At 63.0% G+C, this 15,946-nt stretch carries 13 protein-coding genes; 8 read left to right on the top strand and 5 right to left on the bottom strand.

The window, feature by feature from the left end; all coding sequences use genetic code 11:
- The first annotated feature begins 370 nt into the window (after positions 1 to 370).
- Positions 371 to 2,755 (top strand): TonB-dependent siderophore receptor, encoded by a 2,385-nt coding sequence (locus HAQ05_RS01950; protein WP_190416907.1) that lies wholly within the window; start codon positions 371 to 373, stop codon positions 2,753 to 2,755.
- 89 nt (positions 2,756 to 2,844) lie between these two features.
- Here the strand turns inward: HAQ05_RS01950 and HAQ05_RS01945 are convergent, their stop codons facing one another.
- From HAQ05_RS01945 to HAQ05_RS01935, 3 genes are all read right to left on the bottom strand, one after another.
- Positions 2,845 to 3,696, bottom strand: coding sequence for an ATPase (locus tag HAQ05_RS01945; protein ID WP_190416906.1), 852 nt, complete (start codon positions 3,694 to 3,696; stop codon positions 2,845 to 2,847).
- 96 nt (positions 3,697 to 3,792) lie between these two features.
- Positions 3,793 to 4,803 carry an NAD-dependent epimerase/dehydratase family protein gene (locus HAQ05_RS01940; RefSeq protein WP_190416905.1) on the bottom strand — a complete coding sequence of 337 codons (1,011 nt, stop codon included), beginning with the start codon at positions 4,801 to 4,803 and terminating at the stop codon, positions 3,793 to 3,795.
- Positions 4,803 to 5,738, bottom strand: coding sequence for a LysR family transcriptional regulator ArgP (locus HAQ05_RS01935; RefSeq protein ID WP_190416904.1), 936 nt, complete (start codon positions 5,736 to 5,738; stop codon positions 4,803 to 4,805). The genes HAQ05_RS01940 and HAQ05_RS01935 overlap by 1 nt, the downstream gene beginning before the upstream one ends.
- 159 nt (positions 5,739 to 5,897) lie before the next feature.
- Here HAQ05_RS01935 and HAQ05_RS01930 point away from each other — a divergent pair, with 159 nt between their 5' ends.
- The 7 genes from HAQ05_RS01930 to HAQ05_RS01900 all read left to right on the top strand — a co-directional run bounded on the left by HAQ05_RS01930 (position 5,898) and on the right by HAQ05_RS01900 (position 14,871).
- Positions 5,898 to 6,497, top strand: coding sequence for a LysE/ArgO family amino acid transporter (locus HAQ05_RS01930; RefSeq protein WP_190416903.1), 600 nt, complete (start codon positions 5,898 to 5,900; stop codon positions 6,495 to 6,497).
- Positions 6,498 to 6,684: 187 nt separating this feature from the next.
- Positions 6,685 to 7,281, top strand: a complete 597-nt coding sequence (locus HAQ05_RS01925) for a superoxide dismutase (protein WP_190416902.1) — start codon at positions 6,685 to 6,687, stop codon at positions 7,279 to 7,281.
- Between the two features lie 369 nt (positions 7,282 to 7,650).
- Positions 7,651 to 9,702: a putative bifunctional diguanylate cyclase/phosphodiesterase gene (locus HAQ05_RS01920; protein WP_190416901.1), complete on the top strand. Its 2,052-nt coding sequence runs from the start codon at positions 7,651 to 7,653 to the stop codon at positions 9,700 to 9,702.
- Between the two features lie 209 nt (positions 9,703 to 9,911).
- Positions 9,912 to 11,243, top strand: a complete 1,332-nt coding sequence (locus tag HAQ05_RS01915) for an imelysin family protein (RefSeq protein WP_190416900.1) — start codon at positions 9,912 to 9,914, stop codon at positions 11,241 to 11,243.
- Positions 11,244 to 11,285: 42 nt separating this feature from the next.
- Positions 11,286 to 12,713, top strand: a complete 1,428-nt coding sequence (locus tag HAQ05_RS01910) for a di-heme oxidoreductase family protein (protein WP_190416899.1) — start codon at positions 11,286 to 11,288, stop codon at positions 12,711 to 12,713.
- Between the two features lie 18 nt (positions 12,714 to 12,731).
- A complete protein-coding gene (locus HAQ05_RS01905; RefSeq protein ID WP_190416898.1) occupies positions 12,732 to 13,793 on the top strand; it encodes an imelysin family protein in 1,062 nt (353 codons plus the stop codon).
- Between the two features lies 1 nt (position 13,794).
- A complete protein-coding gene (locus HAQ05_RS01900) occupies positions 13,795 to 14,871 on the top strand; it encodes a DUF1513 domain-containing protein (RefSeq protein WP_238935007.1) in 1,077 nt (358 codons plus the stop codon).
- A gap of 63 nt (positions 14,872 to 14,934) precedes the next feature.
- Here the strand turns inward: HAQ05_RS01900 and HAQ05_RS01895 are convergent, their stop codons facing one another.
- Both HAQ05_RS01895 and HAQ05_RS01890 read right to left on the bottom strand, forming a co-directional pair.
- On the bottom strand, positions 14,935 to 15,159 hold the full coding sequence (locus tag HAQ05_RS01895; protein WP_190416896.1) for a hypothetical protein: 225 nt from the start codon (positions 15,157 to 15,159) through the stop codon (positions 14,935 to 14,937).
- Positions 15,159 to 15,833 (bottom strand): lipopolysaccharide kinase InaA family protein, encoded by a 675-nt coding sequence (locus tag HAQ05_RS01890; protein ID WP_238936440.1) that lies wholly within the window; start codon positions 15,831 to 15,833, stop codon positions 15,159 to 15,161. The genes HAQ05_RS01895 and HAQ05_RS01890 overlap by 1 nt, the downstream gene beginning before the upstream one ends.
- Positions 15,834 to 15,946: the final 113 nt, after the last annotated feature.

Below are 15,946 nucleotides of genomic sequence, written 5' to 3'. Positions count from 1 at the left end.
AATTGTCACAAGGCACAGCTTGAGGATTAGTTAGGTGGCGAACTAAATAAGTTCGCGCGAATTTCATGAAATCCGCTTTGAGCGGTATGGCGCTTTAGCCGGTGGTGATTCGGGCAACCGCCGGCCACGGGCAGCGTGCTTGGTAAGGCATACTGCGCCGTAAAAGGATCCTGAAAAAAGAATCAATTACTGACGTAAATCATTTCCAAACAATAAAAATTATTATTTACAATTTTTTCACCATTCACTAGATTCCTCCCAGCCCGCCCACAACGGCGGCTTTGCAAGCCTACAGGCCTTTATCCGCTGAACCGACACCGTGCCGAGGGGGCGCGGGTGCGCTTGCGCTTTGCCCGAGGACTTCGTAACCATGAAACAACTTCCTGTGCGCTCGCTCGCGCTCACGATCTCGCTGTTTAGCGTAGGGCTGGTACACGCAGCCCCGGTGGACCTGAACCTACCGGCACAGCCGTTGGGTGATGCCCTGCATGCGCTTGGCCAAGCCAGTGGGTTGGAGGTGGTGTATTCGCAAGCGGCGGTAGCGGGCAAGGTCGCCCCGGCCATCAGCGGCCCAATGGAGCCGGCCGCCGCGCTGCAGCGGTTGCTGGCCGGCAATGGGCTGGTGGGTTCGGTGCGTGGTAATACAGTGACCGTGGCGGGGGCGGGCCCCGCCAGCAGCGATGGCAGCATTCAGTTGGGCGTAAGCCACGTGAGCGCCGAGGGAGCAGCCGTTGCTACCAGCGACCCGGCGGCTACCGAGGGCACTCGTTCTTACACCACCGCCAGCATGAACACCGCGACCAAGCTGCCGCTGTCGATTCGCCAGACGCCGCAATCGGTAAGCGTGATCACCCGCCAGCGCATCGAAGACCAAGGCATGAACGACCTCAACGATGTGGTCAAATATGCCCCCGGCGTGACCCTGAAGCGGACCGCGTCTGACCGCCAGCAATTCTTGTCGCGCGGGTTCCAGATCGACAACATCATGTACGACGGGTTGCCCACCAGCGTCAGCACCTACACCCAAGATGCGATCTCGTCGGCAGACCTTGCCATGTACGACCGCGTCGAAGTGGTTCGCGGCGCCACCGGCCTGATGACCGGCGCCGGCAGCCCTTCGGCGACCCTTAACCTGGTACGCAAACGCCCCACAGCCACGCCGCAGGTGAGCCTGACCACCAGCGCCGGCAGTTGGGACCGCTACCGCACCGAGGTGGACGCATCGAACAAACTCAACGAATCGGGCACCGTTCGTGGCCGCGTGGTTGCGGCTTACCAAGACCAACACAGCTTCGCGGACGTGCGCGAGAACCAGCGCCAGACCTTCTACGGCATCCTCGAAGCCGACCTGAACGACTCCACCACATGGACCCTTGGCGCGTCCAAGCAACGGGATGACAACACGTCGGATTGGGGCGGGCTGCCCAGCGGGGTGAATGGCGAAAACCTGCACTTCTCCCGCTCGACGTTCCTCAGCAACGATTGGTCTTACTGGGATAAAGATAACTACAGCCTGTTTAGTGACATCACCCATCGCTTCGACAATGGCTGGACCGCCAAACTCGCCGGGCAGAAGATCTGGGCCAAGGCTTGGACGTTCTCCAGCTACCCCTCTTATGACGGTACCCACTTGACCCAATACTCGGGCAAGTACGATGACACCGATGACCAGACCAACCTTGATGCTTCGCTCTCGGGCCCCTTTACATTGTTCGGGCGCGAACATGATTTGGTGGTCGGCACCAGCTGGCGCCAGGAAAAGTTTGACCAGGTAGGTGGCTGGACAAGCGGCACCCTGATCGATGGGTACAACTTTGGCCACGACGTGCCCAAACCGGACGTCGACATGAGCCTATGGCAATACCGCAATACGGCGACCGAAAAAGCGGTTTATGGCGCGGTGCGGTTCAACCCAATCGACCCGTTGCACGTTATTTTGGGCAGCCGGGTGATGTGGTATGACTTCAACGACCGCGTCGGCACCACCGACTACGGCGTTACCCGCAAAGCCACACCTTACGCGGGGGTGATCTACGACCTGAACGACACCTACTCGGTGTATGCCAGCTATACGCAGATCTTCAAACCGCAAAATTACCGGTCTACCAGCGGCGGCGTGCTAAGCCCAATGACGGGTAAGAACTATGAAATCGGCGTGAAGGGCGAATACCTGGGGGGTGCTTTGAACGGCACCCTGGCGCTGTTCGACATGGTGCAAAAAGGGCGCGGTTATGCCCTGCCCACCGCTCAGCAAATAACCGACTGCCCCTCCTACCCGGCAAGCAGTTGCTATGAAGCGGCCGGCAAGGTGCGCAGTCGCGGTATCGATGCGGAGTTGACCGGCGCACTGACCCCCGACTGGCAGTTCACCGCTTCGTACACCTACGTGATAAGCCAATACGCAGACAATTCCGACAACGACGGAAAATTGTTCGCGCCAGAGCAACCCAAGCACCTGTTCAAGGCCGCCACCAGCTACAGCCTACCGGGCGAATTGCACAAATGGCGAGTCGGCGCGGATGTTTACGCACAAAGCGCCACCTTCAAGGAGGTAGGCACCGGCACCAGTGATCAGGGCGCCTACACCCTGGTGGGCTTGATGGCAGGTTACAGGTTCAACGACCATTGGGATGGCCGGGTGAACGTTAACAACTTGTTCGACAAAAAGTACTGGCAGGGCATCCCGGGCTCGGGCGGGGCCGGCATGTACGGCGACCCTCGCAACCTGATGTTCAGCGTGAAGTGGTCGCTTTGACCCCTGGGGCCGTTTAACGCCGCCCTAAAACGCCAGCCGCCGCGCTAGCGTTTTCCATTGCCGCTGGCCGGAACCACGCCCGTTAGCCTTTACCGCCGTGCATCGATCTGCTGCTGCAAATTCTGGATCTGGCTTTGCAGCGTGTTGAAGTTGCGCGTGCTTTGCCCACGGAACGCGTCGAACTCCTGGTTGCTCGGGCCTGCGTTGGCGGTTTGCGCCGCGCGGTTATCCTGCTCGCTCTTGAGTACGATCAGCTCCTGCTCCAAGCGCTCGATGCGGCCGTTGGGGTCGGGTTGCTTCTTAAGCGTGGCCACATCGGCGGCCAAGCTCTTGAGCTGGGCATCGGTTGCGCCCTGCCCGGCCTGGGCCGCCTTGAGCGTGGCGAGGTCGCCGGCCATGGCCTTGATTGCTTGCTCGTTGGCCGCCTGCTGGGCGGCCAGTTGCTCGATACGCTTGCCAAGGTCGCCCTGCTGGCCGGCGAAACCTTGGGCGGCGCGGTTTTGGTCGTCGAGCGTGCCCTGCAGTTGCTTGACCTGCACTTTGAGCGTTTCGACGTCGGTGGTCGCGCTGGTTTCCCCGGCAGCCACCTTGCCGCTGATATCGCGTAACCGCCCAGCGGCCTCTTCGCTGACTTTCGCGAAGCTCTCCTGGGTCGCCACCAGTTGCTGCTCCATCAGCGAAATCTGCTGCACGCTCCACCAACCTAGGCCGCCCAAGGCGATCACCAGGGCCACCACCAGCGCCCAGAGGGCCCCGCTGCCGGGGGCCTTGACCTTGACCACCGGCGTACTGCGCGAATACACCGCCTCCGGCTCGCGGCGCGCACGCCCGCGGCGCGGCTCGGCAGGCTCCGGCTCAGGGTCGAAAAACACCTCGTCACGGTCGTCGGCACGCAGGCTCGGGAGGTTATCGTCGAAATCGTCAACCGGGTGTTTTGCCATGGGAAAACCTGTTACCCGCGAAAAAATAGTGGCTAAGTGCCCGAATTCTAACCCGGAACCGCGCCGCTGCGATCGACCGCAAAACAGCCTGCCTGTTCAGCGATATTTGCCGGATGTGTCCAGGGCTTTCCATCCCTGGCTGAATTCATCCAAGCCATCCCACAACGACGCCGGGGCGGTATAGCCCAGATCATGCCGCGCGCGGGTGATGTCGAGGGTGAAATCTTCGTTCAGGCGCGCCACGTCGCCTAACGTGATCACTGGTCGCGGTCGCCCCGGCCAGGCCCGGCAGGCCGCCTCGGCGAGCAGGGCCTTGGCGTGCGCCCAAGCCGGGTGCTGGTAGCGGGCTATGGGTGGCAACTGCAGTTGCCGGGCCACATAGTTGAGCGCATCCCATAATGGCACCGGCGCCCCGTTGCTGATGTTGAACGCGCGGCCCTGCGCGGCATCATCGGCCTGTACCGCCAGCAACAGTGCCAAGCACAGGTTGTTGGCGCTGGTGAAATCTACCCGGTTCAGGCCGTTGCCGACGATTTGCAGCCGCCCCTTGGCGTGCAATCGCAGCAGCCGCGGTAGCCATTGGCCGGTGCCGGCACCCGCACCGACGATCCGGGTGGGCCGTAGCACGACCACCTGCAAACCGAACGCTTCGGCGCCGAACACCCGCTGTTCGGCGATAAAGCGCAGGCGCCCATACAGGCTGCGTTGGCGTGGCGGGATCTGCTTCTCGCGCACCTGCTCGCGGGCACGGCCGCTGAGGTAAAGGTCTGCGGTAGACACGTACACCAAGCGCCGAACGTGTGCGCTAAGGCATGCTTCGACGATGTTTTCAGTGGCGCCCAGGATATCACGCTGCAGCACCGGCGCCGGCGCCCAAATGTCGCTGGGCCCGGCCGCGTGCACCACCGTATCGATGCCCATGCACAGGCGCTGGGCGAACGCGCTGTCGGCAAGGTCGCCCTGCAAGCACTGCGCGCCCATGTGCTGCAGCGGCGGCACACTATCTGGCCGGCGGCTGCACGCACGCACGGACCAGCCTTGCTCAAGGGCAACCCGGGCGAAGCGCCCACCAATGAAACCACCAGCACCGGTTACCAGAATATTCATCAAACGCCCCGCTGCTGTTCATTGTGTGGCCCACTGCGCACGCCCACGGGTGCGATCAAAGCATGCGCGGCCTCCCGCAGCAGGTGGCGGGTCAAGGCGTCGAGCAGTTGCCCGCCATTGCGCCAATGGTGCCAGTACAACGGCACATCGCTGTGGTACCCCGGTAGCAGCTCTACCAGCACCCCTTCGGCGATCAACCGTGCCGCCTGCATCTCCGGGATCAGCCCCCAACCCGCACCGGCCTCGGCCATGCGCATGAAGCCTTCGGAAGATGGGCATAGATGAAACACCTGCACCTGGCTGACCCCCAAGGCGGCCATGTAGCGGTGCTGAAGAAAATCGTCTGGGCCGAACACCAGCGCGGGCGCTTTGGCCAGGGCTTGCGGGCTGAACCCACCGGGCATCCAGCGTTCGAGAAAGGGCTTGGTAGCCAGCGGCCGATAGCGCATCGCCCCTAACGGCTCGCTACGCGCGCCGGCGACCGGGCGCTCGGTGGCGCACACGCAGGCCGCTACTTCACCGGCGCGCATGCGCTTAAGGCCGACGTCTTGGTCCTCTACCAGCAGGTCCAGCAATAGCTGATGTTCACTGCAAAACCCACCCACCGCGCCAGCCCACCACGTGGCCAAGCTGTCGGCATTGAGCGCTACGCGCAGGCGCTCGGGCTGTTTGTCGTCGCCCAGGGTGGGCACCTGGCCCTGCACGTCACGCTCCAGCAGGCGCACCTGCTGCACATGGTTGAGCAGGCGCCGGCCTACCTCGGTGGGCGCCGGCGGGGCGGCACGCACCAATACCGGCTGGCCAATGCGCGCCTCAAGCAATTTGATCCGCTGCGACACCGCCGACTGGGACAAGCCCAAGGCCACGGCTGCGCGCTCGAAGCCGCCGTGTTCTATCACGCCGGCCAAAGCGCTCAATAATTTGTAATCGAACATCGGCATCCCGCTCCAAGGGCGAAGCGCCAAGCCAAGCGCTGTGCACTTTCGCTTGCCGCCGTGGTGTATCAGTTTAGCTAATATGCCATGGCTAACATTGATTTTCCTAATCTTGCCGGTGCGCGGAAAATGGTCCCATTCGTGAGTTGGGGTAGGACTATGTGGCAAAGCTATGTTAACGGCCTGTTCGTATCAGCCAGCCTCATCGTCGCCATCGGCACGCAAAACGCCTTCGTATTGGCGCAAAGCCTTCGCCGTGAGCATCATCTGCCGGTGGCGGTGATCTGCGTGGTGTGCGATGCCGTGCTGATGGGCGCCGGTGTGTTCGGCTTGGCCAGCCTACTGGCGCAGAGCGACACGCTGCTGGCGGCCACGCGTTGGGGCGGGGTGGCGTTTTTGCTTTGGTACGCGGCCAAGGCCTTGCGCCGGGCATGCAGCAGGCAGGCCTTGGGCGGCGCCGAAATGGCCGGGCGGCGTTCGCGGCGGGCGGTGCTGGCCAGCGCGCTGGCGGTGACCCTGCTCAACCCCCACGTGTACCTCGACACCGTATTGTTGGTGGGTTCGCTGGGCGCACAGCAGGTGGCCCCGGGGGCTTATGTCGCCGGCGCCGCCAGTGCTTCGGCGGTATGGTTCCTCGCCCTGGCCTTGGGCGCTGCGTGCCTTGCGCCGTGGCTGGCGCGGCCGGCGACCTGGCGGTGGCTGGATGCGCTGGTGGCGGCGATGATGTTCAGCGTGGCACTACAACTGGTGCGCGGTTAGGCCGCCTATCCTGCCCGTCGATTGCTCTGGAACCTCTATTCCACACAGTTGTTGCGTGGTTATAGCCAAGGCCCGGTGCTATGATCCAGAGCTTGCGCCGCAAAGGGTACAAACTCTACGGCGCTTTTGTCGGCCGCCCGTGATCGGCCTTGCGCTCACCGCAACAGACCTGATTAGGAGAATTACCATGGCGTTTGAACTGCCGCCGCTGCCTTATGCACACGATGCCCTGCAGCCGCACATTTCCAAAGAAACCCTGGAATACCACCACGACAAACATCACAACACCTATGTGGTGAACCTCAACGGCCTGGTTCCCGGCACCGAATTCGAAGGCAAAAGCCTCGAAGAAATCGTCAAAAGCTCTTCAGGTGGCATTTTCAATAACGCCGCCCAAGTGTGGAACCACACCTTCTACTGGAACTGCCTGTCGCCCACTGGCGGCGGCCAACCTACCGGCGCGCTGCTCGATGCAATCAACGCCGCGTTTGGCTCGTTCGACACGTTCAAGGCAGAATTCACCAAAGTCTCCGTCGGCACCTTCGGTTCCGGCTGGGGCTGGCTGGTGAAAAAGGCCGATGGCTCCCTGGCCCTGGCCAGCACCATCGGCGCCGGCAACCCGCTGACGAGCGGCGATACGCCACTGCTGACCTGCGACGTATGGGAACATGCGTACTATATCGACTACCGTAATGTGCGGCCTAAATACGTCGAAGCGTTCTGGAACTTGGTCAATTGGGCATTCGTTGCCCAGCAGTTCGAAGGCAATACCTTCAAGGCCTGATGCGTTCAGTGCCTGAACAAACGCCCCGCCTCTGCGGGGCGTTTTTCATCGTGCAGGGTGGTCCGAGCCGGCGGGACAAATTCCTCGGCATGGCCTTAAGTTTCAGGCAAGATCGGCCGATAGGTTAAAGACCGCCTTGATACACAGTGCCCTCCAGGGCGGCTGGCATGTGTTTCAGACGTTGGCCGCACCGCGTTGGCGGTGCGTTTCGTTGCCGTGCCGCGTTGCGGCGGCTTGCCCGGCAACAACATTAACCGTGCGAACTTCTGAGACACCCCAACTAGAGCGACTACTCTTAACTGTACTGCAACCGTTGCCAATACTAATATCAAATTGATATTACGTGCACCCCAATAAGGAAGCCTTGCTTTGAAGCTGGAAGCCAAGCACAGCTTATCGGTGAAATTGCTCAGGGTCGTGTTGCTTGCGGCGTTAGTGGTCGGCGTGCTGCTTAGTTGCGCACAGATCGCCTTCGACGCCAACAAGGCCCGTGATGCAGTGGCCAAGGATGCCCAGCGAATCCTCGGGATGTTCCGCGGCCCGTCGACCCAGGCGGTGTATAGCCTAGACAAAGAAATGGGCATGCAGGTGCTCGAGGGCCTGTTCCAAGATAACGCCGTGCGCAAAGCGTCCATCGGGCTACCGAATGAGCCGCCCTTGGCCGAGAAATCTCGGCCGCTGGCCAACGCTCCGCTGCGCTGGCTGACCGACCCGATCTTGGGCGACGAAAAAACCTACAGCATCCGCCTGGTGGGCCGTGAACCCTATAGCGAATACTATGGTGACCTCACCATCACCCTCGACACCGCCAGCTATGGGCAAAGCTTCATCACCCGCTCGGTGATCATCTTCGTTTCCGGCCTGCTGCGGGCCATGGCCATGGCCCTGGTGTTGTACTTGATTTACCACTACCTGTTGACCAAGCCGCTGTCGCGCATGCTGGAGCACCTCACGCAGATCAACCCTGACCGCCCCGCCCAGCACCAGCTACCCCTGCTCAAGGGCCACGAACGCAACGAGCTGGGGCGGTGGGTGATTACCACCAATCAATTGCTGGCGTCCATCGAACGCAACACCCACCTGCGCCATGAGGCCGAGAACAGCTTGTTGCGCATGGCCCAGTACGACTTCCTCACCGGGCTGCCCAACCGCCAACAGCTACAAGACCAACTCGACAAGATACTGGTCGAAGCCGGGCGCATGCAGCGGCGCGTCGCCGTGCTGTGCGTGGGCCTGGATGATTTCAAGGGGGTGAACGAGCAGTTCAGCTACCAAACCGGTGACCAACTGCTGCTGGCGTTGGCCGACCGCCTGCGCGTGCACAGCGGCCGCTTGGGGGCCTTGGCCCGGCTCGGCGGAGACCAGTTCGCCCTGGTGCAGGCCGATATCGAAGAACCCTACGAAGCCGCGGAGCTGGCGCAAAGCGTGCTCGACGATCTGGAAGCGCCCTTTGCCCTCGACATCGAGCTTATCCAACTACGCGCCACCATCGGCATTACGCTGTTCCCCGAAGACGGCGACAGCACCGAAAAACTGCTGCAAAAAGCCGAACAAACCATGACGTTGGCTAAGAGCCGCTCGCGCAACCGTTACCAGTTCTACATCGCCAGCGTCGACAGCGAAATGCGCCGCCGCCGCGAACTGGAAAAAGACCTGCGCGAGGCGTTGGTGCGCAACCAGTTGGCGTTGGTCTACCAACCCCAGGTCAGCTACCAACAGCACCGTGTGGTGGGCGTCGAAGCGTTACTGCGGTGGACCCACCCTGAGCATGGGAATATCCCGCCAGATCAGTTCATTCCCCTGGCCGAGCAGAACGGCAGCATTATCGCCATTGGCGAATGGGTGCTCGACCAGGCCTGCCGGCAATTACGCGAATGGCACGACCAAGGCTTCGCCGATTTGCGCATGGCGGTGAACCTTTCGACGGTACAACTGCACCACGCGCAACTGCCTCGGGTGGTCAGCAATCTCTTGCAGATCTATGCCTTGCCGGCCTGTTCGCTGGAGCTTGAAGTAACCGAAACCGGCCTGATGGAAGACATCGCCACGGCCGCCCAGCACTTGTTGAGCTTGCGCCAAGCGGGCGCATTGATCGCCATCGATGACTTCGGCACCGGTTATTCCTCGCTCAGTTACCTTAAATCGTTACCGCTGGACAAAATCAAGATCGACAAAAGCTTCGTCAAGGATGTGCTCGAAGACGACGACGATGCCACCATCGTCCGGGCGATCATCCAACTGGGCAAAAGCCTGGGCATGCAGGTGATCGCCGAAGGGGTGGAAACCGCCGAGCAAGAGGCCTATATCATTGCCGAGGGCTGCCACGAGGGCCAAGGCTGGCATTACAGCAAGCCGCTGCCAGCCCGCGAGTTGACCGCCTACCTGCGTAACATGGAACGGGCACGGGCTGTTTCCAGCTGAACGCTTGTACAGCTTTCCCGGAGCGGTGCACGAGCAGCGAGATTCACGCGTCGATTCTTTTTCGAACGCCCGATACCCTCCACCCGTTACTGTCGCTCAATTGTAACCTGGGGTTTCTCTCATCTAGCGCCAAATGAAAATCCTTCGCATCATGTCGGCCGCGTCGGGCCCCCCCCTGGCGGCTTACTTCAATAGCGCAGGATTTCGCCATGACTCGTACCCCCCTGGCCAGCGCCACGCTGCTGGCCCTCGCCATCACCCTCGCCGGCTGCGGTGAAGGCAACGGCAAGGGCAAGCCCGCCGGCCAAACCTCCGCCAACAGCTCGGCCACCACCCGCGCGCCAGGCAAGGTCGACGACGCCCAGGCCAAGGCGGTGGTCGCGCATTATGCCAACCTGGTCCATGCGGTGTTCAGCGACGCACTGGGCACCGCCCGCCAGTTGCAAAGCGCCATCGATGCCTTCCTCGCCAAGCCTGGCGACGTCACCCTGAAGGCCGCGCGCGACGCCTGGGTCGCCTCGCGCCCGGCATACCTACAGAGCGAAGTGTTCCGCTTCGGCAACCCGATCATTGACGACTGGGAGGGCCAGGTGAATGCCTGGCCACTCGACGAGGGGCTGATCGATTACGTGGACGACCACTACGAGCAGACATTGGGTAACCCGGCCGGTAAAGCCAATATCATCGCCAACACCACGGTGCAGGTCGGCGAAGACACCCTCGACATGGCCCAGATCACCCCCGAGAAACTCGCCAGCCTCAATGAGCTGGGGGGTTCCGAGGCGAACGTCGCCACGGGCTACCATGCCATCGAGTTCCTGCTTTGGGGCCAAGACCTCAACGGCACCGGCCCAGGCGCCGGCAACCGCCCGGCGTCGGACTACCTCGAGGGCCCCGGTGCAACCGGCGGGCACAACGACCGCCGCCAGGCGTACCTGAAGGCCGCGACCGAACTGCTGGTCAGTGACCTCGACACCATGGTTGGCCAGTGGGCTGCCGGCAACCCCGACAATTACCGTGCCGCCCTGCTGGCCGAGCCGGCCGACACCGGCCTGCGCAAGATGCTGTTCGGCATGGGCAGCCTGTCGCTGGGCGAGCTTGCCGGCGAACGCCTGAAGGTCGCCTTGGAAGCCCACTCGCCTGAGGACGAACACGACTGTTTCAGCGACAACACCCATAACTCGGCCTTCTGGAACGCCAAGGGCATTCGTAACCTGTACCTGGGCGAATACACCCGCGCCGACGGCAGCCAGCTCGGTGGCCCGAGCCTGTCATCGCTGGTGGCCCAGATCGCCCCTGCCACCGACGAAACGCTCAAGGCCGACCTGGCCGACACCGAGGCCAGGATGCAGGTGATCGTCGACAAAGCAGGCCAAGGCGAGCACTTCGACCAGTTGATTGCACCGGGCAATGCCGCCGGCAACCAAGTCATTCGCGACGCCATCGCCGCCTTGGTGAAACAGACCGCAGCCATCGAACAGGCGGCCGCCAAGCTGGGCATCAGCGAGCTGAACCCCGACACCGCCGACCACCGGTTCTGATACCTGAAAGGCCCGCCAAGGACGGCGGGGCCACGCTTAGCCATGCGCTACATACCCCTTTACCGGCTCCATGCCCTAACCTTGCTGGCGCCCTTATTGGCCGCCTGCGAACCTGCGCCTTCGTTCGATGCAGTTGAACCCGCCGAGGCCCTTGCCGGCGGCGCCACCACCGTGCAGCGTGCCGACCGCCATGCCTTTTCCCTGCCGGCGGCGAACCTGCCGTTGGCACAGCGGGTGGACTTCAGCGCGGGCCATTCGTTTTTTCGTAACCCTTGGGTGATCGCCCCCTCGACCACCACTGCCCGTGACAGCTTGGGCCCTTTGTTCAACGCCAATGCCTGCCAGGCCTGCCATATCCGCGATGGCCGTGGTCACCCGCCGGCGGCGGATGCGCGCAACGCGGTATCGATGCTGGTACGCCTGTCGATCCCCGCCCGGGCCGGTGACCAAGCCATTATCCAGCGGCTGGGCGTAGTGCCCGAGCCTACCTATGGCACCCAACTGCAAGACATGGCCATCCCAGGTGTGGTGCCGGAGGGCCGGGTGCGGGTCGCTTACCAGCCAGTACCGGTGCAGTTCGCCGACGGCCACAGGGTTACCCTGCGCCGCCCACAGCTGCGCATCGACGCGCTGGGTTATGGACCATTGCATCCTGATACACAGTTTTCGGCACGCATCGCTCCGCCGATGATCGGCTTGGGCTTGCTTGAAGCCATTCCCCAGCAGGCCATTGTCGAACGGGCGGCGCAGCAGCAGGCGCTGGGCCTCAACGGCCAGCCCAATTGGGTTCGGGACGACAGCACCGGCACCGTGGCGCTGGGTCGCTTTGGCTGGAAAGCCGGCCAACCCAACCTGGACCAGCAGAACGCCCACGCCGCCTCACAAGACATCGGCCTGAGCACATCACTGCTGGCGGAGCAAACCTGCAGCGATACCCAGTTGGCCTGCCGCGCCGCGCCCACGGGTGACGGCACCGGGGGCGCGGCGGAAATCAGCGACAACATCCGCCCCCTGCTGCAGTTCTACACCCGCCATGTGGCCGTGCCGGCCCGCCGTGGGGTAGCCGACGCCAAGGTATTGGCCGGCAAGCAACTGTTCAACCAGGCCGGGTGCCAGTTGTGCCATGTACCGCAATGGACCACTGCCGCCGCCACGGCCGAACCGGCCCTGGCCGGGCAACGGATATGGCCTTACACCGACCTGCTGCTGCACGACATGGGCGCCGGCCTGGCAGACCAACGCGAGGAATTTTTGGCCAGCGGCCAGCAATGGCGCACGCCGCCCTTGTGGGGCTTGGGCCTGACCCGCTCAGTCAGCGGCCACTACCAACTGCTACACGACGGCCGCGCCCGCGACCCGCTCGAAGCTGTGCTCTGGCATGGCGGCGAGGCGGCGCCGGCGCGTGAGCGCGTACTGGCGTTCAACGCTGAGCAGCGCGCCGCATTGCTCGCTTTTCTCGATTCCCTTTGACCTTCCCGGAGCTTGACGATGTTACGCCCCAAACTGTTGTTCACCAGCCTCGCCGCTTTGGCCCTGGGCGCCTGCGCGCCACAGGACCGCCAAGCGGCCACCAGTGCGGCCCTGGCCAAGGGTGTAATCCTGCCCGGTTATGCGCGCTGGGCCGATGCCGACCGGCAGTTGGCTGCCAGCGCCCTGGCCTTTTGCGAAGGCCGCGAAGACCTCACCCAGGCGCGGGCCGATTTGCTTGCCGCCCAACAGGCCTGGGCAGCGTTGCAACCGCTACTGGTCGGCCCGCTGGCCGAAGGTAATCGGGCCTGGAGCGTGCAGTTCTGGCCCGACAAAAAGAACCTGGTCGGGCGCCAGGTAGAGCAATTGCTAGCCTCGGGCACACCCATCGACCTGGATAGCCTGGCCAAGGCCAGCGTGGTGATCCAAGGCTTGTCGGCGTATGAATACATCCTCTACGACAGCCAGCCGGAAGTGGCCAATAGCGCGCGCAAGGCACGCTACTGCCCCTTGTTGATGGCGGTCGGGCAACGCCAGCAAGCCTTGGCTGCAGAGATTCTGGCCAGCTGGAATGAACACGGCGGCATGCTCATGCAACTGAGCGAATTCCCCAATGAGCGCTATGCCGATGCCCATGAAGCTATCGCCGACCTGCTACGGGCGCAGGTCACCGCGCTGGACACCCTGAAGAAAAAACTCGGCGCGCCCATGGGCCGCTTCAGCAACGGTATACCCCAGCCTTACCAGGCCGAGGCTTGGCGCAGCGATGCCTCGCTGGCCAGCCTGCGCGCCAGCCTTAGCGCTGCAAACCGCCTGTGGCGGGGGGCCGATGGCCAAGGGATCAAGGCCCTGCTGGGCAAAAACCACCACGACCTGGCCGGCAGGGTGGACGCGGCCTACACCGCCGCCCTTGGGCAACTGCAAGGGGAGCAGGGCCTTGCCCAGTTATTGGCCAGCACCGAGGGCCAAGCGCGCCTGAACGTGCTCTACGATAGCCTGAACATCGTGCACCGCTTGCACGAAGGTGAATTGGCCCGGGCGCTGGGTATCCAGTTGGGCTTCAATGCCAACGACGGGGATTGACATGGCCCTTGCCCGCCGCTTAGTCGCCGCATTGTCGCTGTTCGGCGTTCCTACCCGCCCGCGCGTAGCGTTGCTGCTATCAGCCCGTGACGACGTTGATGGCCGCCATTACGCGGTTGGCTATCACCTCAACGGCCGCCAGGCGTTCGCCATTGAAGTGCCGCAACGCTGCCATGCGGTGGCCGAGCACCCCAACCAACCCGTAGCCCTGTTCGTGGCGCGGCGCCCCGGTACCCATTGCTACCTGCTGGACCTACAGCGCGGCCGCCTGCTGCAAACCCTGCAGGCGCGGCCCCACCGCCACTTCTATGGGCACGCGGTGGCCCACCGCGGTGGCGAGTGGTTCTATACCACCGAGAATGACACCCGTGAGCCTGGCCGTGGGCTGCTCGGTATCTACCGTTTCGATGGCCAGCAATTGCGCTACCACAGTGAAGTACCCACCCACGGCATCGGGCCACACGAATTGGCCTGGATGCCTGATGGCGAAACCCTGGTCGTCGCCAATGGCGGCATCCGCACCGAGGCCGAAAGCCGAGCGGACATGAACCTCGACGCCATGCAGGCCAGCCTGGTACTGATGCGCCGCAACGGGACACTCGTGTCTAAGGAAACCCTCAGCCAGCCGATGAACAGCATCCGCCACCTCGCCGTCGGCGGTGACGGCACGGTGGTGGCCTGCCAGCAGTACATGGGCAGTGCCCAAGACACAGCCGAGCTGCTGGCCATCAAGCGGCCGGGCAATGCGTTCAAGGCGTTCCCAGTAGCGCCCGAGCAACTGCGCGGCATGGCCCACTACACTGCTAGCGTCGCCTTGCATGACCGCCTGCGGCTGGTGGCGCTGACAGCGCCACGGGCGAATCGGTTGTTCATTTGGGGGCTGGACAGCGGCCTGCTGCGCCTGCAGGCGTACGTGCCCGATTGCGCGGGGGTGGCGGCCGTGGCCGAGGGCTTCGTGGCCAGCTCCGGGCAAGGGCGCTGCCGGCATTACGATTGTCGGGGGCCCGATATCAAGGTGGCGCCGTTGGCGTTGCCATCGGCATTTTGGGACAACCATTTGTATAGCCGCGTCGGCTGAAGCCGCATATGAAAAAAGGGCCTCGTCGATGACAAGGCCCCCTTTGTTGCTTCCCTATCTCGCTCAATGTTGCCCCCGCGAACCCTGAGCTAAGCCAAAGACCAGTAACAGCAGGTCTTGGTCCGGCTTCACTGCCGCTTGGTCCTTCGCCCGAGGTAAAGGGCAAGCCCCCTCGCCGTGGGCAGTACTCAGGATTTCAGGCTCGGGCTGGTGCCAGGCCGCCATAGCGACACCGGTGACCGCCAGGGCCAGGAGCACGAACGAAGCTCGTGCAATGTGTAATCTCATCACTTCAACCCTTTGACAACGCTGCCAAACGCTGCCTCGTAAAAGTAGAGTAACTTTTGCCAATCGGCATCGCTAAACGACGAATGGCGGCGTAGTTGCGCCATGTCGTGGGCGGCGGCGCGGTTGGCGCTGAAACGGCGGCGGCACTTTTCGAAATCCAGTAGCGCGGCTTCGACCCGCGGTGTGCTGCCGTCACCCTGCACACGGATGAACACGTGCTTGATGTACAGGCACCCATGCTGCCAGCGGCCCCGGTGCATCCTCGCCAGGTTCTCACCCAAATCTTTGAGAAACAACTCGTGGATCACTTCACCGCAGCGTTCCCGACCGCCGGCGGCCAGCCATTGTTCATATTCGACGAAACCTTCCAGCGACTCGGTAACCAGCAGCGCCTTCCAACCCGCCTGCGTGTCATGCTGGGCGCCGCAAAAGCGCAGTACCGGCACCCGCACGTTGAGGCTGCTCAACCCGGCCAGTGCGTCACGCTCGCGCAGCACTGTTGGCCGGCCGAACGGATGCATTGCGCTGCGGTAAATGTGGCCGGTCTGGCGTTTGACGTACACCACTGCATCGCCTTCCAGCACCCGTTGCACGCCGCTTTCACCACCGCGGCGGCGGTTGGGCTCTTCGACCCATTCCCCCCGGCTGGCCCAATAATCCTGGAAGCTGTTCATCAAACCTGAGACTCCGGCCATCGTAAGTTTACCCTCCCAATAATTCGCTCATCCGGGCAACGCCCTAATGCCCGCCCAGCGCTAAGCTCGGCCGGTCCAGGCGGGTATCGCGG

Origin of the sequence: Pseudomonas typographi (assembly GCF_014694385.1) — a bacterium.
Taxonomy (GTDB): Bacteria; Pseudomonadota; Gammaproteobacteria; order Pseudomonadales; family Pseudomonadaceae; genus Aquipseudomonas; species Aquipseudomonas typographi.
This window is presented reverse-complemented; position numbering and strand designations above follow the sequence as displayed.